The sequence below is a fragment of the Guptibacillus spartinae genome (assembly GCF_028610625.1).
In the GTDB taxonomy this organism is placed as follows: Bacteria; Bacillota; Bacilli; order Bacillales; family Guptibacillaceae; genus Guptibacillus; species Guptibacillus spartinae.
Window position 1 is genome coordinate 496,056 of the sequence record NZ_JAQQWU010000001.1, and the last position, 18,912, is coordinate 514,967.

The 18,912-nt window shown below is 41.7% G+C and carries 22 protein-coding genes; all 22 read left to right on the plus strand.

The window, feature by feature from the left end:
- The first annotated feature begins 17 nt into the window (after positions 1–17).
- The 22 genes from ftsY (at position 18) to codY (ending at position 18,850) form a co-directional block, all read left to right on the plus strand.
- Positions 18–1,013: a signal recognition particle-docking protein FtsY gene (gene ftsY / locus PQ511_RS02620; RefSeq protein ID WP_273850376.1), complete on the plus strand. Its 996-nt coding sequence runs from the start codon at positions 18–20 to the stop codon at positions 1,011–1,013.
- Between the two features lie 102 nt (positions 1,014–1,115).
- A complete protein-coding gene (locus PQ511_RS02625) occupies positions 1,116–1,445 on the plus strand; it encodes a putative DNA-binding protein (RefSeq protein WP_273850377.1) in 330 nt (109 codons plus the stop codon).
- Positions 1,446–1,457: 12 nt separating this feature from the next.
- On the plus strand, positions 1,458–2,807 hold the full coding sequence (ffh, locus tag PQ511_RS02630) for a signal recognition particle protein (RefSeq protein WP_273850378.1): 1,350 nt from the start codon (positions 1,458–1,460) through the stop codon (positions 2,805–2,807).
- An 85-nt stretch (positions 2,808–2,892) separates the two neighbouring features.
- Positions 2,893–3,165, plus strand: coding sequence for a 30S ribosomal protein S16 (gene rpsP / locus PQ511_RS02635; protein WP_098443358.1), 273 nt, complete (start codon positions 2,893–2,895; stop codon positions 3,163–3,165).
- A gap of 82 nt (positions 3,166–3,247) precedes the next feature.
- Positions 3,248–3,475, plus strand: a complete 228-nt coding sequence (locus PQ511_RS02640) for a KH domain-containing protein (RefSeq protein WP_273850379.1) — start codon at positions 3,248–3,250, stop codon at positions 3,473–3,475.
- A gap of 78 nt (positions 3,476–3,553) precedes the next feature.
- Complete coding sequence (locus PQ511_RS02645; RefSeq protein ID WP_273850380.1) at positions 3,554–3,970, plus strand: YlqD family protein; 417 nt, start codon at positions 3,554–3,556, stop codon at positions 3,968–3,970.
- Positions 3,967–4,482: a ribosome maturation factor RimM gene (rimM, locus tag PQ511_RS02650; protein WP_273850381.1), complete on the plus strand. Its 516-nt coding sequence runs from the start codon at positions 3,967–3,969 to the stop codon at positions 4,480–4,482. The genes PQ511_RS02645 and rimM overlap by 4 nt, the downstream gene beginning before the upstream one ends.
- Before the next feature lies 1 nt (position 4,483).
- Positions 4,484–5,215, plus strand: coding sequence for a tRNA (guanosine(37)-N1)-methyltransferase TrmD (trmD, locus tag PQ511_RS02655; protein WP_273850618.1), 732 nt, complete (start codon positions 4,484–4,486; stop codon positions 5,213–5,215).
- Between the two features lie 126 nt (positions 5,216–5,341).
- Complete coding sequence (rplS, locus tag PQ511_RS02660; protein ID WP_098443362.1) at positions 5,342–5,686, plus strand: 50S ribosomal protein L19; 345 nt, start codon at positions 5,342–5,344, stop codon at positions 5,684–5,686.
- 171 nt (positions 5,687–5,857) lie between these two features.
- Positions 5,858–6,421 (plus strand): signal peptidase I, encoded by a 564-nt coding sequence (gene lepB, locus PQ511_RS02665; protein WP_273850382.1) that lies wholly within the window; start codon positions 5,858–5,860, stop codon positions 6,419–6,421.
- Between the two features lie 42 nt (positions 6,422–6,463).
- Positions 6,464–7,312, plus strand: coding sequence for a ribosome biogenesis GTPase YlqF (ylqF, locus tag PQ511_RS02670; protein ID WP_273850383.1), 849 nt, complete (start codon positions 6,464–6,466; stop codon positions 7,310–7,312).
- Between the two features lie 48 nt (positions 7,313–7,360).
- Positions 7,361–8,137: a ribonuclease HII gene (gene rnhB / locus PQ511_RS02675; protein WP_273850384.1), complete on the plus strand. Its 777-nt coding sequence runs from the start codon at positions 7,361–7,363 to the stop codon at positions 8,135–8,137.
- Between the two features lie 54 nt (positions 8,138–8,191).
- Positions 8,192–8,371, plus strand: a complete 180-nt coding sequence (locus PQ511_RS02680) for a hypothetical protein (RefSeq protein WP_273850385.1) — start codon at positions 8,192–8,194, stop codon at positions 8,369–8,371.
- A gap of 197 nt (positions 8,372–8,568) precedes the next feature.
- The gene (gene sucC, locus PQ511_RS02685; protein ID WP_273850386.1) at positions 8,569–9,729 is read left to right on the plus strand and encodes an ADP-forming succinate--CoA ligase subunit beta; all 1,161 of its coding nucleotides are present in this window, start codon (positions 8,569–8,571) and stop codon (positions 9,727–9,729) included.
- A gap of 16 nt (positions 9,730–9,745) precedes the next feature.
- The gene (gene sucD, locus PQ511_RS02690; protein ID WP_098443367.1) at positions 9,746–10,654 is read left to right on the plus strand and encodes a succinate--CoA ligase subunit alpha; all 909 of its coding nucleotides are present in this window, start codon (positions 9,746–9,748) and stop codon (positions 10,652–10,654) included.
- Between the two features lie 86 nt (positions 10,655–10,740).
- The gene (dprA, locus tag PQ511_RS02695; RefSeq protein ID WP_273850387.1) at positions 10,741–11,637 is read left to right on the plus strand and encodes a DNA-processing protein DprA; all 897 of its coding nucleotides are present in this window, start codon (positions 10,741–10,743) and stop codon (positions 11,635–11,637) included.
- Between the two features lie 71 nt (positions 11,638–11,708).
- On the plus strand, positions 11,709–13,781 hold the full coding sequence (topA, locus tag PQ511_RS02700) for a type I DNA topoisomerase (RefSeq protein ID WP_273850388.1): 2,073 nt from the start codon (positions 11,709–11,711) through the stop codon (positions 13,779–13,781).
- Positions 13,782–13,796: 15 nt separating this feature from the next.
- Positions 13,797–15,101, plus strand: a complete 1,305-nt coding sequence (trmFO, locus tag PQ511_RS02705; RefSeq protein ID WP_273850389.1) for an FADH(2)-oxidizing methylenetetrahydrofolate--tRNA-(uracil(54)-C(5))-methyltransferase TrmFO — start codon at positions 13,797–13,799, stop codon at positions 15,099–15,101.
- 61 nt (positions 15,102–15,162) lie between these two features.
- The gene (xerC, locus tag PQ511_RS02710) at positions 15,163–16,068 is read left to right on the plus strand and encodes a tyrosine recombinase XerC (RefSeq protein WP_273850390.1); all 906 of its coding nucleotides are present in this window, start codon (positions 15,163–15,165) and stop codon (positions 16,066–16,068) included.
- Between the two features lie 20 nt (positions 16,069–16,088).
- Entirely contained in the window at positions 16,089–16,628 is a 540-nt protein-coding gene (hslV, locus tag PQ511_RS02715) for an ATP-dependent protease subunit HslV (protein ID WP_098443372.1), read from the plus strand.
- A 30-nt stretch (positions 16,629–16,658) separates the two neighbouring features.
- On the plus strand, positions 16,659–18,053 hold the full coding sequence (gene hslU / locus PQ511_RS02720) for an ATP-dependent protease ATPase subunit HslU (RefSeq protein WP_273850391.1): 1,395 nt from the start codon (positions 16,659–16,661) through the stop codon (positions 18,051–18,053).
- Positions 18,054–18,073: 20 nt separating this feature from the next.
- Positions 18,074–18,850 carry a GTP-sensing pleiotropic transcriptional regulator CodY gene (codY, locus tag PQ511_RS02725; protein WP_273850392.1) on the plus strand — a complete coding sequence of 259 codons (777 nt, stop codon included), beginning with the start codon at positions 18,074–18,076 and terminating at the stop codon, positions 18,848–18,850.
- Positions 18,851–18,912: the final 62 nt, after the last annotated feature.

Sequence of the window (18,912 nt, forward strand, 5' to 3'; positions counted from 1 at the left end):
AAGTAGGGGGATGCAAAGTGAGTTTTTTTAAAAAGTTAAAAGATAAGTTCACGACACAAACAGATGACGTAACAGGAAAATTTAAAGACGGTCTTGAGAAAACGAGGACGTCTTTCTCAACAAAAATGAATAACCTCGTTAAAAACTATCGAAAAGTAGATGAAGAGTTTTTTGAAGAACTTGAGGAGCTGCTCATTAGTGCTGACGTTGGAGTAGCGACAGTAATGGACCTGATTGACGTCTTAAAAGATGAGGCAAGAACGCGTAACATCAAAGATACGAAAGAGCTTCAGAGTGTCATTTCAGAAAAGTTAGCAGAGCTTCTTCATAAATCTGACGAAGATGGTTCGCTTAATATCCAAGAAGAAGGGCTAACGGTTTTCTTATTTGTGGGGGTTAATGGGGTCGGAAAGACAACGACAATCGGTAAGCTTGCTCATAAGTTTAAACAAGAAGGCAAGAAAGTTGTCCTAGCAGCGGGAGATACGTTCCGGGCTGGTGCCATTGAGCAGCTAGATGTTTGGGGACAACGAGCTGGTGTTGATGTGATTAAGCACCAGGCGGGTTCAGATCCAGCGGCCGTTGTGTTTGATGCTGTGCAATCAGCCAAATCTCGCGGAGCAGATATTTTACTTTGTGATACGGCAGGACGACTGCAAAACAAAGTGAATCTAATGAATGAACTTGAAAAAGTAAAGCGTGTTATTCAGCGTGAAGTGCCGTCTGGCCCACATGAGGTTATTCTCGTTTTGGATGCGACAACGGGACAAAATGCGATGAGTCAGGCAAAGCAGTTTGGTCAATCAACTGACGTTTCTGGCATTGCACTTACGAAGTTAGATGGAACGGCAAAAGGTGGCATTGTGCTGGCAATTCGACATGAACTTGATATTCCTGTTAAACTCGTAGGGCTTGGTGAGCAAATGGACGATCTGCAAGAGTTTGATCCAGACACATTTGTCTATGGATTGTTCTCTTCCATCATTGAAGAAGAAGAAGAAAACGAGGAATAAAATCCTTAATTAATTGTGTTAAGAAAAAATCTTGACAAATAAAATGACGCATAGTAATATAATTAACGTAAAGGTGATTACCTTAACAAGGGGCTGTTAACAATGCTAGAGAAAACGATGAGAATTAACTCGTTATTCGACTTTTATCAGTCGCTTTTAACACCGAAACAGCGTAATTATATGGCATTGTATTACCTTGATGATTATTCACTTGGTGAAATCGCAGAAGAATTTCAAGTTAGCCGTCAGGCTGTCTATGATAACATTAAGCGAACAGAACAAATGATAGAAGAATATGAAGCAAAACTGTTGCTATTCGAGCGATACATCAAAAGGCAGGAGCTACTAGAAAAGCTCAGGGAAGCGATTATGAGTGAGAATGAAGACTCAAAGGCGCTGCCGTTGATTACATCTCTTGAAAAACTGGATTAGGAGGCGGCGAACATGGCATTTGAAGGGTTAGCCGACCGACTGCAAGACACCCTGCAGAAGATTCGCGGTAAAGGGAAAGTAACGGAAGCAGACGTAAAAGAAATGATGCGTGAAGTAAGGCTAGCCTTGCTTGAAGCGGACGTTAACTTTAAAGTCGTAAAACAGTTTATCAACAAGGTCAAAGAGCGCGCCGTCGGACAGGAAGTTATGAAAAGCCTGACCCCAGGGCAGCAGGTCATTAAAGTCGTTAATGAAGAGCTGACAGCGCTTATGGGTGGAGAACAGAGTAAGATTGCTGTTTCTAGTCGCCCGCCGACTGTTATTATGATGGCCGGTCTACAGGGTGCGGGTAAAACGACAACTGTCGGTAAGCTTGCAAACCATTTACGTAAAAATCATAACCGTAAACCACTGTTAGTAGCGGCGGATATCTACCGTCCTGCAGCGATTAACCAGCTTGAAACACTCGGTAAACAGCTAAGTATGCCGGTATTCTCGATGGGTGATCAGGTGAGTCCGGTTGAGATTGCTACCAAAGCAATTGAAAAAGCAAAAGAAGAACATCTCGACTATGTCATCATTGACACAGCCGGACGCTTGCATATTGATGAGAATCTGATGCAAGAGCTAAAAGATGTGAAAGAAGCTGTTACGCCTGATGAGATCTTCCTTGTGGTTGATTCCATGACGGGACAGGATGCTGTAAATGTTGCTGAAAGCTTCAATGAAGCACTTGATATTACAGGTGTTGTTTTAACGAAGCTTGATGGTGACACGCGCGGTGGTGCTGCACTGTCAATCAAGTCTGTAACAGATAAACCGATCAAGTTCGCAGGTATGGGTGAAAAACTTGATGCGCTAGAACCGTTTCATCCTGAGAGAATGGCATCACGTATTCTCGGCATGGGTGACGTCCTAACGCTTATTGAAAAAGCTCAAACTTCTGTTGATGAAGACAAAGCGAAAGAGCTTGAGAAAAAGATGCGAACGATGAGCTTTACGTTCGATGATTTCCTTGATCAGCTTGGTCAGGTTCGTAGTATGGGGCCGCTTGATGAGTTGATGGACATGATTCCTGGTATGAATAAGAAAGCCATGAAAAATGTAAGTGTTGATGAAAAACAAATTGGCCGAGTAGAAGCGATCATTCAGTCAATGACAACACGTGAAAAAGAAGAACCAGATCTTATCAATGCAAGTCGCAAAAAGCGAATTGCTCTCGGCAGTGGTACGTCTGTTCAAGATGTGAATCGTCTCTTAAAGCAGTTTGATGAGATGAAGAAGATGATGAAGCAGATGACCAATATGTCTAAAGGCGGTAAGAAAAAAGGTAAGGGCATGAATTTCCCATTCATGCAATAAAAATGAAGTAAATTTTCTCTTTACAAGAGTATAAATTTATGATAATATATTGATTTATGTGAACATTTTTTTGGAGGTGAAAGACATGGCAGTTAAAATTCGTTTAAAGCGTATGGGTGCTAAAAGAGCTCCTTACTATCGCGTAGTTGTTGCTGATTCACGTGCACCACGTGACGGACGCTTCATCGAGGAAATCGGAACTTACAATCCGGTTGCTAATCCAGTTGAAGTGAAAATCAACGAAGAGAAAGCTCTTGATTGGATGCTTAAAGGCGCTAAGCCTTCTGATACAGTACGTAACTTATTCTCCACTGCAGGACTTATGGAGAAGCTTCACAACGCAAAAAACACAAAGTAATGTAACACCTTAGAGGAGGCTTTCAAGAAAGCCTCCTTTGGTGTATCCTGGTCCATCATATCGTAAAAGGTGGGAAACGAATATGGAAGCCCTAGTTGAAACAATTGTAAAAGCTCTTGTCGATCATCCTGATGAAGTCCGAGTCGAAAAAGAAGCAACAACCACTCTGGATATTTACAAACTTCATGTTCATACAGAAGATACAGGTAAAGTGATCGGAAAGCAGGGGAAAGTTGCTAGATCAATCCGTACGGTGATGAATGCTGCTGCCGTTCAATCAAACAAGCGAGTACAGTTGGAGATACTTTAGGGGAGCTTATACTCCTCTTTTTTATTTGTCACGTTTGCTAGAGATTAATAATGAGATTACATACGGAGGGGCAGAGCGATGAAAATCATTGTAACGTATGACGTGAAACAAATCTTAACGGAGCAAAGCAGGGCTTCCTATTTTAATAAATGGCAAAAAGAACGCGCTACTCTTCAACAAGAAGTCGAGCATCTTCAATTTGAGATGAAACGATTGCAAAAAAAACGTCCGGCTGATCATACATGGATTGCCGAGCAGTTCGAGAAAGAAATCCGTTCAAGAACGGAGCGGATTTCTTTTCTTGATTTTAAAGTGGACCAGCTTGAAGAGTTATCGTTAGGATCTGAGATTCACGATGGAGAAATCGAATCGATTCAACATGTGCAGGTTGGAGATCAGTGGTATGCGCGCGAGCAAAAGGGTAAAATAGTGGTGAAAGACGGGATCGTGCAAAGCATTGTTCCTGACGACAAAGGAAAGGATATCACGATATGACAGAATGGCTTAATGTAGGAAAAATCGTAAACACTCACGGCGTGCGAGGTGAAGTACGTGTCATTTCAAGAACGGATTTCCCTGAGGAACGTTATGCAGTAGGTAGCAAGTTATATTTATTTAAGGATGATCAACCGATTTCATTAACAGTGGCTTCTCACCGTAAGCATAAGCAATTTGATTTGCTTACATTTGAGGGGTATCCTAACATAAACGATGTCGTTCAGATGAAAGAAGGCATCCTAAAGGTCAAGGAAGACCAAGGCGGACAGCTTGCCGAAGAAGAATTCTATTACCGGGATATTATTGGACTTGAGGTATATACGGAAGAAGGAGAATTTCTAGGGAAAATCAAAGAAATCCTATCACCTGGCGCAAACGATGTGTGGGTCGTTCAAACTGCTGGAGGTGGTAAAGATCTCTTATTGCCTTATATCGAACAAGTTGTGAAGCAAGTTGATTTAGCGGAAGGGAAAGTTACTGTTCATTTGTTGGAAGGACTTCGTGATTAGTATGAAGATTGACGTGCTTTCGCTGTTTCCAGAAATGTTTACGGGCGTGTTTAATCATTCGATTTTAAAACGTGCGCAGGAAAATGGCGCGGTGTCATATCATATAACCAACTTCAGAGATTACAGTACAAATAAACATAAAAGCGTCGATGATTATCCTTATGGCGGTGGAGCGGGAATGGTTTTAACCCCACAGCCTGTTTTTGATGCGGTCGCTAATCTTTCAGAAGGAAAGCGTCCGCGCGTCATTCTGATGTGTCCTCAAGGAGAGCGATTTACTCAGAAGAAGGCGGAAGAATTGGCGAAAGAAGAGCACCTTATTTTTATTTGTGGTCATTATGAGGGGTACGATGAGCGGATTCGAGAAAATCTTGTCACGGATGAAATCTCAATCGGAGATTTTGTCCTAACCGGCGGTGAACTCGGTAGTATGGTTGTCATTGATAGTGTAACGAGGCTTCTTCCGGGCGTTCTTGGAAATGATACGTCAGCTCCAATGGATTCCTTTAGCAGTGGGTTACTAGAACATCCTCATTATACTCGTCCTGCTGAATACGAAGGGATGAATGTGCCGGATGTCCTTATGTCAGGAAATCATGAAGCGATACGAAAATGGCGTCTTAAAGAGTCTTTACGACGCACCTGGAATAGAAGATCAGATCTTCTAGATGGGAGAAACTTAACAAAGGAAGAGCAGAAGTTGCTCAATGAAATAAAGAATGAAAAAGAGTGAATTCATTCTTGTAATCTAAAAAGTGCTATGCTATGATAACAGTTGTGGCATTAGTCACGTATTACGATGTTCCGCTGTAATGCAAGATGATTTATAAGAGCATCTGTGTGGAAGGAGGGTTACTTGATGCACAAGTTAATCCAGGATATCACAAAAGACCAACTTAAGTCGGATCTTCCGAATTTCCGACCAGGAGATACTGTCAAAGTTCACGTTAAAGTTGTCGAAGGCACTCGTGAGCGTATTCAGTTATTCGAAGGTGTTGTGATTAAACGACGTGGTGGTGGAATTAGCGAAACGTTTACAGTTCGTAAGATTTCTTACGGAGTAGGTGTTGAGCGTACATTCCCAGTACATTCACCGAAAGTTGCTAAGCTTGAAGTTGCTCGTCGCGGTAAAGTTCGCCGTGCTAAGCTATACTACTTGCGTGCACTTCGTGGTAAAGCCGCTCGTATTAAAGAAATTCGATAAAGTAAGACACGGAGAAGGAGCTTGCATTGCCAGGCTCCTTTTTTCTATTGAAAATCGCCATATAAAAAAACGTCACTCTATGATAAAATAAAGCGAATTACGAAGGTTTGTAGGAAAGGCATGAGGGGAAAGAAGTAGGTAAAAAAGACCCTTTCATTAGGAGGAACAATCATGAAAAGCACCAGATCAGCAGAGAAAAAAGATTCCTGGGAATGGATACGTGCGCTCATTATTGCTTTTATTCTGGCAGGAGCCGTTCGCTATTTTATTTTTGCTCCTATCGTGGTGGATGGAGAAAGTATGATGCCAACGCTACAGGACCGTGATCGGATGATCGTGAACAAAATCAGTTATAACATTGGTGATGCCGAACGTTTCGATATTGTTGTATTTGAGGCGCCTGAAGGGAAAGATTACATTAAGCGCGTGATCGGTCTCCCGGGAGATAAAGTAGAGTACAAAGATGATATGCTTTATGTAAACGGGGAAGCGATAAAGGAACCTTACTTAGAGCCATATAAAGATGATTTGTTAGAAGGAAACCTTACCTACGATTTTGATTTAACCGGCGTTACCGGTGAAGCAACCGTTCCAGAAGGACATTTGTTTGTTATGGGTGATAATCGACAGCATAGTAAAGACAGTCGATCCATTGGCTTCGTTCCTGTAGAGAAAGTGGTGGGAGAAGCAAATGTCATTTTCTGGCCGTTAAATGATATACAAGTAATGGAATAGCGGGTATTTCGCCCGCATGATTTAAGAATAGGTGGAGATGGCATGACGATTCAATGGTTTCCCGGACACATGGCAAAAGCAAGACGGGAGATTACAGAGAAGCTTAAAATGATTGACGTTGTAATTGAATTAGTGGATGCTCGCATCCCCCTCGCTTCAAGAAATCCGATGATTGATGAGATTGTCTCCTCAAAACCAAGATTGATACTGCTCAATAAGGCAGACATGGCAGATGATCAAAAAACAACGGAATGGAAGCATTACTTTCAATCACAGGGTCATAAAGCCTTAGCGATTGATTCACAAACGGGTAAAGGTGTAAAAAGCATCCCTGCTGCTGCTCGAGAGCTGATGAGTGATAAAATTGATCGCATGATTGAGAAAGGCATGAAGCCGCGTGCGGTTCGCGCCTTAATCTTGGGAATTCCGAACGTTGGAAAATCCACGTTGATTAACCGGTTAGCAGGTAAGAAAATCGCCAAAACAGGAGACCGTCCTGGTATCACGAAAAAACAGCAGTGGATCAAAGTAGGCGATGAGATGGATCTTCTCGATACGCCTGGGATTCTATGGCCAAAATTTGAAGATCAGATGACAGGGTACAAGCTTGCTGCGACGGGTGCAATTAAAGATGAAATTCTTGATTTTCAAGACATTTCAGTATTCGTGCTTAAGTTTATGAGCCAACATTATCCCGACAGACTAATGGAGCGTTATCACCTTGATCACATTCCGGAAGATGTTGTCGAGCTGTTTGATGACATCGGCAAGAAACGAGGGTTTTTAATGAGCGGGGGCTGGATTGATTATGATAAAACAGCTGAAACCGTTCTTCGAGAACTGAGAAGTGGTAAGTTAGGCGATGTATCGCTAGAAACGCCAGAAAGGTAAGGCTATGAGCCTTACCTTTTTTAAGTGAAGAAAGGAAAAGGGGATACGATGAGCGGTCAATCAAAATCGATTAAAGAAATTGAACGGATGTTAGAAGAAGAGCATTATACGAACGAAGATTGGGAAGATTGGAAGCAAGATACCCGAAAAGGCGTTATACGCTTACTAGCTAGAGAAGACAAAAAAAAGCAAGAAAAAAGAAAAGTACTTAAAATGCATGAAAACATGAGTGTCCTAGAAGCTCATTACAGAGAGAAAGGACGTCTATCCATAGCAGGAGTCGATGAAGTAGGAAGAGGCCCTCTAGCAGGCCCTGTCGTTGCTTCAGCGGTCATATTAGATCCCGAGGTTCCGATTCTTGGCTTGCAGGATTCAAAAAAACTATCCCGAGCCAAACTCAATGACCTTTTTGATAAAATACAAAAAAACGCAATAGCGATTGGTGTTGGGGTCGTAAAGGCCACTGAAATTGATGAATTGAATATATACCAGGCGACAAAGAAAGCGATGAGACAAGCCGTTGAGGGTTTAGATGTACAAGCGGACTTTTTACTCGTCGATGCGATGCATATTCCGGTTCAGATTGGTCAAGAGTCGCTTATTAAAGGAGATGCACGAAGTGTAAGCATCGCAGCTGCTTCCATCGTTGCTAAAGTGACACGTGACCGTATGATGGCGAGGTTAGCAGAAACTTATCCGGATTATGGATTTGAGCGGCATGTCGGTTATGGAACAAAAGAGCATCTTAGTGCTCTTGATAAATTTGGTATTACCAACGAGCATCGAAAGTCTTTTGCGCCTGTAAGAGATCGGTTAAACGTATGAAACGATAGAAAAGGTTGATACTAAACCTATTCTATTGTGAAGGAGCTATTATACGTGAAAGATCCAGGAAGACAAGAAAAAAATGATTCTTTCTATGAAGAAGCTGGAGAAGAGTTTGGCGTTTACACCCCAGCGGCAGCAAGAGAGTTAACGATTACGGATCATAAGAAGAGAGAACAACAAGAGACCGCGCCAAAAAAAGCGGGTCGAAACGAGCAGGAAGAGGGCAGGTAGCCCTCTTCCTTTATTCATTTCTAGACGTGATGAAAAAAGAAATGAGGGAGTGAATTTCGTTTTAATGGATAAATTGGAACAATTTTTGCAAGAAAAGAAAAGAGACTTTATGCAAAAGGGTAGACAATCGGTGTGAATTTTCTATACAATGAAAACGTCGTCAAAGATTTGATTGACTAGGATAGGAGGATGAGAGAATGAATATCCATGAATATCAAGGAAAAGAAGTCCTAAGAAGCTACGGGGTATCCGTCCCTAATGGACAAGTCGCATACTCCGCGAAAGAAGCTGTGGACGTTGCAAAACAATTAGACAGCAGTGTTTATGTTGTAAAAGCACAAATCCATGCAGGTGGTCGAGGAAAAGCTGGCGGTGTTAAAATCGCTAAGAACCTTGAGGAAGTTCGTACATATGCTGAGGAAATCCTCGGAAAAACACTTGTTACTCATCAAACGGGACCAGAAGGTAAGGAAGTAAAGCGCTTACTTATCGAAGAAGGTTGCGATATTAAACAGGAATATTACGTTGGCCTAGTACTTGATCGCGTGACGTCTCGTGTCGTTATGATGGCATCTGAAGAAGGCGGAACTGAAATTGAAGAAGTGGCTGAACATAGCCCTGAAAAGATCTTCAAAGAAGTGATCGATCCTGCCGTTGGTCTTCAAGGTTATCAAGCTAGAAGACTAGCATTTAACATTAATATTCCGAAAGAACAAATCAACAAAGCAGTGAAATTCATGCTTGGTTTGTATACCGTTTTTGTTGAAAAGGATGCTTCAATTGCGGAAATCAACCCGCTAGTTACAACGGGTGATGGTAACGTCATGGCACTTGATGCAAAACTAAATTTTGATCCAAATGCACTTTATCGTCATAAAGATATTCTTGAACTTCGTGACCTTGACGAAGAAGATACAAAGGAAATCGAAGCGTCAAAATATGAATTAAGCTATATCGCACTTGATGGCAATATCGGCTGTATGGTTAACGGTGCTGGTCTTGCGATGGCAACGATGGATATTATCAAGCACTACGGCGGCGACCCCGCTAACTTCCTTGACGTTGGGGGCGGCGCAACAGCTGAGAAAGTAACGGAAGCCTTCAAAATTATCCTTTCTGATAAAAACGTAAAAGGCATTTACGTAAACATTTTCGGTGGAATCATGAAATGTGACGTTATCGCTGAAGGTGTCGTAGAAGCTACGAAACAAGTTGGTCTTGAAATTCCGCTTGTTGTACGTCTTGAAGGAACAAATGTTGATCTTGGAAAGCAAATCCTGAAAGATTCAGGATTAAATATTACCGCTGCTGAGTCTATGGCTGACGGCGCGGAAAAAATCGTTTCATTAGTTAAGTAGAAAGGCGGGACTAGGAATGAGCGTATACATTAATCAAGATACAAAAGTCATCGTTCAAGGGATTACAGGATCTGTTGGTTTATTTCATACACAGCAAATGCTTGAGTATGGTACGAAAATTGTTGGTGGTGTAACGCCAGGTAAAGGCGGCACTGAAGTAGAAGGCGTTCCTGTATTTGATACAGTTGAACAAGCTGTACAAAAAACAGGCGCTAATGCTTCTGTCATTTATGTTCCGCCTGCTTTTGCAGCCGATGCGATTATGGAAGCGGTTGACGCTGAAATGGACCTTGCGATTTGTATTACGGAAGGAATCCCGGTCATCGACATGGTGAAAGTAAAGCGTTATATGGAAGGAAAGAAAACACGTCTTGTTGGTCCAAACTGTCCAGGCGTGATCACTCCTGAAGAATGTAAGATCGGTATTATGCCGGGCTATATTCACAAAAAAGGTCATGTAGGCGTTGTTTCTCGTTCTGGTACGTTAACATATGAAGCTGTTCATCAGCTTTCAGAATCAGGAATTGGCCAATCAACAGCTGTTGGTATTGGTGGTGACCCGGTCAATGGTACGAACTTTATCGATGTCTTGAAAGCATTTAACGAAGATGACGATACGTATGCGGTAATCATGATTGGTGAAATCGGCGGTACTGCTGAAGAAGAAGCAGCTGAATGGGTGAAAGCAAACATGACGAAGCCGGTTGTTGGCTTTATCGGAGGTCAAACGGCACCTCCAGGAAAACGTATGGGTCATGCCGGTGCGATTATTTCTGGCGGTAAAGGTACGGCTGATGAAAAGATCAAAACAATGGAGTCGTGTGGCATTAAAGTCGCTCCAACTCCTGCAGTAATGGGCGAAACGCTTATTTCAGTTTTAGAAGATAAAGGCTTACTAGAGAAGTGCACAACACATAAGGCTTAATCAAAATAGCTCCCGTATTGGGAGCTATTTCTCTTATACATAACGGGCATGAGAAAATTTTTATTCCTGATAGGAGAGGACCGTGATTGAGAACATTTAGGAGCAGGTTAATTCAGTTGCATCAGTGCCAGGGCTGCACCTGGAAAGTGATGCAATCCTTTCTCATATTTGACCCAACGCTTCAAAGCATATATGATATGTCTGCTACTCAGTTAAGACAATTTGGTTTATCAAACGAGCAAGCTGGTTATTTATATGAAGACTTACATGATCATCATCCGTGGAAATTATCACATTTTAAAGCGGGCGATATTCGCGTTATAACAAGATTTGATGAGGCATATCCTGAACAACTGACGCATATTTATGATGCACCATGGGTGCTCTATTGCATTGGGAATACTAACCTCCTTCATCAAAATCAACTGTTAAGCGTTGTAGGTTCAAGAAATCATTCACCTAATGCGTGCAACGTGATGAAACAGATCCTAACACCGCTCTTAGCAAGTGGATGGACAATCGTTAGCGGATTAGCTCTTGGAATTGATACTCTTGCTCATAAGCTCGCGTTAGAGCATGGTACGGGAACAATTGCAGTCCTTGGCGGCGGGTTTAAGTCAATTTATCCGAAGGAAAATGAGTTGCTTGCTTCTACCATTGCAAGAGATGGTCTCTTACTAACGGAATACCCACCTCATCGGCGCCCTGAAAAACATCAGTTTCCTGAGCGGAACCGCATTATTAGTGGATTATCTCCAGGAACTCTCATTATTGAAGCGCAAAAACGCAGTGGTTCACTGATTACAGCAGACCAGGCGATGGAGCAAGGTCGTGAAGTTTTTTGCTTGCCTGGAAACATCACAGACCCTTATGCTGAAGGGACAAATCGTCTTATTCAGCAAGGAGCCAAACTGGTTCTTGAAACAAATGATATCCTGAATGAATGGCCAAATTTTCATAAAACGGATACTAGCACTATTTGACAAACGAGTTTTGACTATTGAATAATAAGGAAGATTTTAAAATTTACCTCAATGGGGGGAGGAAACGTATTGTGGCAGATTATCTAGTAATTGTTGAATCTCCCGCTAAAGCAAAAACAATTGAAAAATATTTAGGAAAGAAATATCAAGTGAAAGCCTCATTAGGTCACGTCATTGACCTTCCTAGAAGTCAGATGGGCGTTGATGTGGAAAACAACTATGCTCCTAAATATATAACAATACGCGGGAAAGGCCCTGTTCTAAAAGAAATCAAAGATGCAGCAAAAAAAGCGAAGAAAGTCTATCTCGCAGCTGACCCCGATCGCGAAGGGGAAGCAATTGCATGGCATCTTGCTCACAGTTTAAAAATCGATGAGCAAACAGAGTGCAGGGTTGTCTTTAATGAAATTACAAAAGATGCGGTAAAGGATGCCTTCAAGCAACCGAGACCGATTAATATGGATCTTGTTGATGCTCAGCAAGCAAGACGTGTCTTAGACCGTTTAGTTGGGTACAACATTAGTCCATTATTATGGAAGAAAGTAAAAAAAGGTTTAAGTGCAGGACGAGTGCAATCCGTTGCCGTTCGTCTTATTATTGAAAGAGAAAAAGAAATTCAAAATTTTGAAGCAGAAGAATATTGGAAAATTAAAGCGTCATTTGAAAAAGATGGAGAACAATTCGAGGCTGGTTTCTACGGAGTAGATGGAAAGAAAACAGACCTGCAATCACGTGAAGATGTCGACAATGTTCTAAAACGCATTCAAGGCGATCGGTTTAATATCCAATCAGTTCAAAAGAAAGAACGCAAACGAAACCCGGCCCTACCGTTTACCACATCTTCTCTTCAACAGGAAGCAGCTAGAAAACTTAACTTCCGCGCGAAGAAAACGATGATGCTCGCTCAGCAACTTTATGAAGGGATTGCGATTGGAAAACAGGGAACAGTCGGTTTAATTACGTACATGAGAACGGATTCCACTCGCATCTCTGAAACAGCGAAGGATGAAGCGAAGGAATACATCCAGGGCAAATATGGAGACACCTATTTATCAGCTAAAAAGACTGCTAAGAAGCAGTCCGGTAAATCACAAGATGCACACGAAGCGGTTCGACCAACGTCCGTTATGCGAGATCCATCTGAAATGAAGGCATACTTAAAACGCGATCAGTTACGTTTATACAAACTCATTTGGGAGCGTTTTGTAGCGAGTCAGATGGCGCCGGCGATCATGGATACGATGAGTGTTGACCTAGGAAATAATGGTACAATTTTCCGCGCTACAGGGTCTAAAGTGAAATTTAAAGGGTTTATGAAAGTGTATGTGGAAGGCAATGACGACAATAAAAAGGAAGAAGATAAGATGCTTCCTGATCTTGAAGAAGGAATGAATGTTTCGACTTCAGAAATTGATCCGACACAGCACTTTACACAACCACCGCCGCGGTATTCGGAAGCGCGTCTTGTTAAAACGATGGAAGAACTCGGTATTGGGAGACCATCTACTTATGCACCGACGCTTGATACCATTCAGCGAAGAGGATACGTTGCATTAGAAGATAAGAAATTTGTTCCTACTGAGCTTGGCGAAATTGTGTTAGAGCTCATTCTTGAGTTCTTCCAGGATATTATCAACATTGAATTTACAGCCGGATTAGAAAATGATCTTGACAAAATCGAGGATGGCGAGGCAGAATGGATTTCTGTCATCAACGAATTTTATCAAAACTTCGAGAAGCGGTTGAAAGTAGCCGAAGAAGAAATGAAGGAAGTTGAAATCAAAGATGAACCAGCTGGAGAAGATTGTGAGAAATGCGGTTCTCCAATGGTCATCAAGATGGGGCGCTATGGAAAGTTTATGGCCTGCTCAAACTTTCCGGATTGTCGAAATACAAAACCGATTCTAAAAGAAGTTGGCGTTACTTGTCCGAAATGTAAAGAAGGTAATGTCGTAGAACGTAAAAGTAAAAAGAACCGCCTCTTTTATGGTTGCGATCGCTTCCCTGAATGTGATTTCTTATCATGGGATAAACCGATTAAACGTCCATGTCCTAAATGCGGTGATTTACTTGTCGAGAAGAAAACGAAGAAAAAGAAAGAAATCAAATGCGTAAACTGTGATTTCGTTGAAGAAGAAAACTAGTAAGGGGTTATGGTAATGAGTAAACATGTGACGGTAATCGGTGCCGGACTTGCTGGAAGTGAAGCGGCGTGGCAACTTGCAAAGCAAGGAGTGGACGTTCATCTCTATGAGATGCGTCCTAAGAAACAAACGCCTGCTCACCATACCGATAAATTTGCTGAACTAGTATGTAGTAACTCACTAAGAGCGAATACGTTAACAAATGCAGTAGGAGTCTTAAAGGAAGAAATGCGGAAGATGGACTCTGTGATCATTAAATCTGCTGACGAATGTGCGGTACCTGCTGGTGGTGCACTAGCAGTTGACCGCCATGAATTCGCTGCGAAAGTAACGGAGAATGTTAAAAACCATCCGAACGTAACGGTCTTTTCAGAGGAATGCACGAAAATTCCTGATGGCCCAACAATAATTGCGACGGGTCCGCTCACGTCGAAAGATTTATCTGATCAGTTGAAGGCGCTTAGTGGAGAAGAGTATTTATACTTCTATGATGCAGCTGCTCCGATTATTGAAACGGAAAGCATCGATATGGATAAAGTGTATAAGAAGTCTCGTTATGATAAGGGAGAAGCGGCGTACTTAAATTGTCCGATGACGGAGGAAGAATTTAACACGTTCTATGAAGCGCTTATATCTGCTGAAACGGTTCCGCTAAAAGAATTTGAAAAGGAAATTTTCTTTGAGGGCTGTATGCCGATTGAAGTGATGGCTCAACGAGGGCAGAAAACGATGACATTCGGACCCCTTAAGCCTGTTGGATTAGAAGATCCTCGTACAGGAAAACGTCCTTATGCAGTCGTGCAACTAAGACAGGATAATGCGTCTGGTACGCTTTACAATATTGTTGGATTCCAAACGCATCTGAAGTGGGGACCGCAAAAAGAAGTTATTCGCTTAATTCCAGGTCTCGAAAATGCGGATATCGTTCGTTATGGTGTCATGCATCGTAATACCTTTATTAATTCGCCGAATCTATTAAAACCAACCTATCAGTATAAAGATCGCGAGAATCTCTTCTTTGCAGGTCAAATGACTGGCGTTGAAGGTTATGTTGAATCAGCTGCGTCGGGCTTAATTGCAGGATTCAATGCTGCCCGTCTCATGAATGGTGATGAGCCAGTCGTATTCCCAGAAGAAACGGCACTTGGTAGTCTGGCGAATTATATTACGACGGCTAACCCAGATAACTTCCAACCGATGAATGCCAACTTTGGTTTGTTTCCGCCACTTGAAACGCGAATCAAAAGCAAGAAGGAACGCAATGAAACAATCGCGAATCGAGCCTTAGAAACAATTCAGAATTTTGTAAAAAGATTGTAAATTTCTATTGCTAAGGCTTCTAAATTGTGTTACGATTTAGAAGCCTTTTGAGGTGATGACGATGAATGACAATCAACTAGCTCATATTCAATCATTTTCTGAGTATCTACAGATTGAAAAGAATTGTTCACCACATACGATCTCAGGTTACTTACAGGATATTGAACATTTCGGGTCTTTTTTGAAGCAGCAGACTATCGATGTCTTTGCTGCTGTTTCTTATGCAGATGTTAGAATTTATTTAACTGAGCTCCATGAGCATGGTTACGCTAGAAAAACAGCAGCAAGAAAAATTTCAACGTTACGAAGCTTATATCGCTTCCTTTTACGTGAGAACATTGTTGAGATTAATCCCTTTACAATGAGTTCCCTACCAAAGCAAGAAAAGCGCCTTCCGCAATTTCTATATGAGAAAGAACTTAACGTGCTGTTTGACACACCTGATCGAACGAAGCCGCTTGGTCAAAGAGACAGAGCGCTGCTCGAAGTGTTATACGGATGTGGCATACGAGTTAGTGAGTGTGTTTCACTTAATATAGAAGACATTGATTTTGCGATCGGTACGATTTTTGTCATTGGAAAAGGGCGTAAGGAAAGATATGTACCAATTGGTAGTTTCGCTATAGATGCAGTGAAAGAGTATATACAAGATGGACGAGAACAGCTGCTTTCGTCAGGCAAAGAGCCAACTAAAGCCCTGTTTTTGAATTTTAGAGGTAGTCGTGTGACAGCAAGAGGCGTTCGTACAATTTTAGATAAGATTGTAAAAGATGCTTCATTGCATGTACATATTAGTCCCCATGTGATGAGACACACATTTGCAACGCATTTGCTTAATGAAGGGGCAGACTTACGTTCTGTACAGGAGCTTTTAGGACATTCTGATTTATCATCTACTCAGATCTATACCCACGTGACGGGAGATCGATTGCGAAATATATACATGAACCATCATCCAAGAGCTTAACGGCTCGGGAGGAGGAACTTATGGGAGACTTTCATTCAACGACGATATTTGCCGTACAGCATAATGGCGAGTGTGCAATGGCCGGTGATGGCCAGGTGACATTCGGCAATGCTGTTGTCATGAAGCATACAGCAAAGAAAGTAAGAAGACTTTTTCATGGTAAAGTCGTGGCGGGGTTTGCGGGATCTGTTGCAGATGCCTTCACACTTTTTGAAAAATTCGAAAGCAAGCTTGAAGAATTTGGTGGCAACCTTCAACGTGCCGCTGTAGAGCTTGCAAAAGAATGGCGCAGTGACCGAGTACTTAGAAAGCTTGAAGCAATGCTAATTGTTATGAATAAAGATGAGCTACTGCTTATCTCGGGTACTGGTGAAGTGATCGAACCTGATGATGGCATTCTTTCAATTGGTTCAGGCTCAAACTACGCTCTTTCAGCAGGGAGAGCACTCAAACGCTACAGTGATAACAAGACAGCAGAAGAAATTGCGCGGGCATCTATGGAAATAGCTTCTGAAATTTGCGTGTACACAAATGATCAAATAATCGTAGAAACCATTTAGTATATAAAATGTATCTTTGGAGGAGATCGTATGTCTAATCCATTAACACCGAGACAAATTGTTGAAAAGCTTGATCAGTATATTGTTGGTCAGAATGACGCCAAGAAGGCAGTTGCGGTGGCGTTAAGAAATCGATACCGCCGTGGCCTTTTGAGCGACAAACTGAAGGATGAAGTCAATCCAAAAAACATTTTAATGATCGGACCAACAGGAGTAGGGAAGACTGAAATTGCACGACGACTCGCTCGCCTTGTCAATGCTCCGTTTATTAAAGTAGAAGCAACAAAATTTACTGAAGTAGGTTATGTTGGTCGAGATGTAGAATCAATGGTTCGTGATCTTGTAGAAACATCGATCCGACTTGTTAAAGAAGATCGCATGGAACAGGTAAAGGGCAAAGCGGAAGAAAATGCGAACAAACGTATTGTGGAATTGCTCGTTCCATCTAGTAAAAAGCAAACTCAATACAAAAATCCGCTTGAAATGTTATTTGGGAATCAAGGACAAGAGGAAACAGCTAATCAGTCTACTAGTGAAGATCAATCGATCTCATCTAGACGGAAGCAAATAGCTCAACAGCTTGCGCTTGGGGAACTAGAAGATCGCATGATTACTGTAGAAGTAGAAGAACAAAACAACTCCATGATGGATATGTTCCAGGGCGCTGGTATGGAGCAAATGGGCATGAATATGCAGGATATGCTTGGTAATATCATGCCTAAAAAGAAGAAAAAACGAAAGCTTCCAGTCTCAGAAGCGCGTAAAGTGTTAACGCAAGATGAAGCAGCGAAACTCGTCGATATGGACGAAGTTGCGCAAGATGCTGTTTCAAAGACCGAACAATCGGGTATCATCTTCATTGATGAAATTGATAAGGTAGCTGGAAAAAGTCAACAATCAGCTGATGTATCAAGAGAAGGTGTTCAACGAGACATCTTACCTATTGTAGAAGGTTCAACAGTGACGACAAAATATGGACCTGTTAAAACAGATCACATTTTGTTTATGGCTGCAGGGGCATTTCATATGTCAAAACCGTCAGACCTCATTCCTGAGCTTCAGGGACGTTTCCCAATTCGTGTCGAGCTATCAAGCTTAACAGTAGATGACTTTAAGCGGATTTTAACTGAACCTGATAACGCTCTTGTGAAGCAATATACAGCTTTATTAGAAACAGAAGGTATTAAAGTTGAATTTTCTGACGATGCTATTCTTAAAATTGCTACAATTGCTACTGAAGTGAATCAGGACACGGATAATATTGGTGCTCGAAGACTTCATACAATTTTAGAAAAGCTTTTAGAAGATCTATCATTCGAAGCACCGGACATTAATCTAGACAGCATTACAATTACACCAGAGTATGTTGAGGAAAAGTTAGCTTCTATTGCGAAGAACCGTGACCTCAGCCAATACATCCTATAATACATACAGGAGGATAAATCATGAATTTACTTGAAAAAACGAGAAAAATTAATGGCATGCTACAAAAATCAGAGGGGCCAGTTAACTTTACAGATATGGCTGAAACGCTACGCGACGTTATTATGGCTAACGTATATGTGGTAAGCCGTAGAGGGAAGCTACTTGGAATTGCGATTAATCAAGAAATTGAGAACGAACGTATGAAGAAAATGTTCTCAGAGCGTCAGTTCCCAGAAGAGTATACTCAAAACCTCTTTGGGATTACTGAAACATCTTCGAACCTTGATATTACAAGTGAGTACACAGCTTTCCCAGTAGAAAATCGCGATCTTTTCGAAAAAGGACTTACAACAATCGTACCGATCGTTGGTGGAGGAAGTCGTCTAGGTACGCTCATCCTTTCACGTTTAAGCGATTCTTTCTCAGATGATGATCTTTTGCTAGCTGAATACGGTGCGACAGTAGTAGGAATGGAGATTCTTCATGAGAAAGCGGAAGAAATTGAAGAAGAAGCAAGAAACAAAGCAGTCGTTCAAATGGCAATCTCTTCTCTTTCTTACAGTGAACTTGAAGCAATTGAGCACATTTTTGAAGAACTTGAAGGAAATGAAGGGCTTCTAGTGGCAAGTAAAATCGCTGACCGTGTAGGGATCACTCGCTCTGTCATCGTAAATGCTCTTCGTAAGCTTGAGAGTGCTGGTGTTATTGAATCCCGTTCTCTAGGAATGAAAGGAACTTACATTAAAGTTCTTAACGATAAGTTTCTAGTAGAACTTTCAAAATTGAAGACACAGTAATTTATCCAACGCTCCGGGAACGCTCCCGGAGCGTTTTTAAACGAATGTCTTCTTTACTTTTG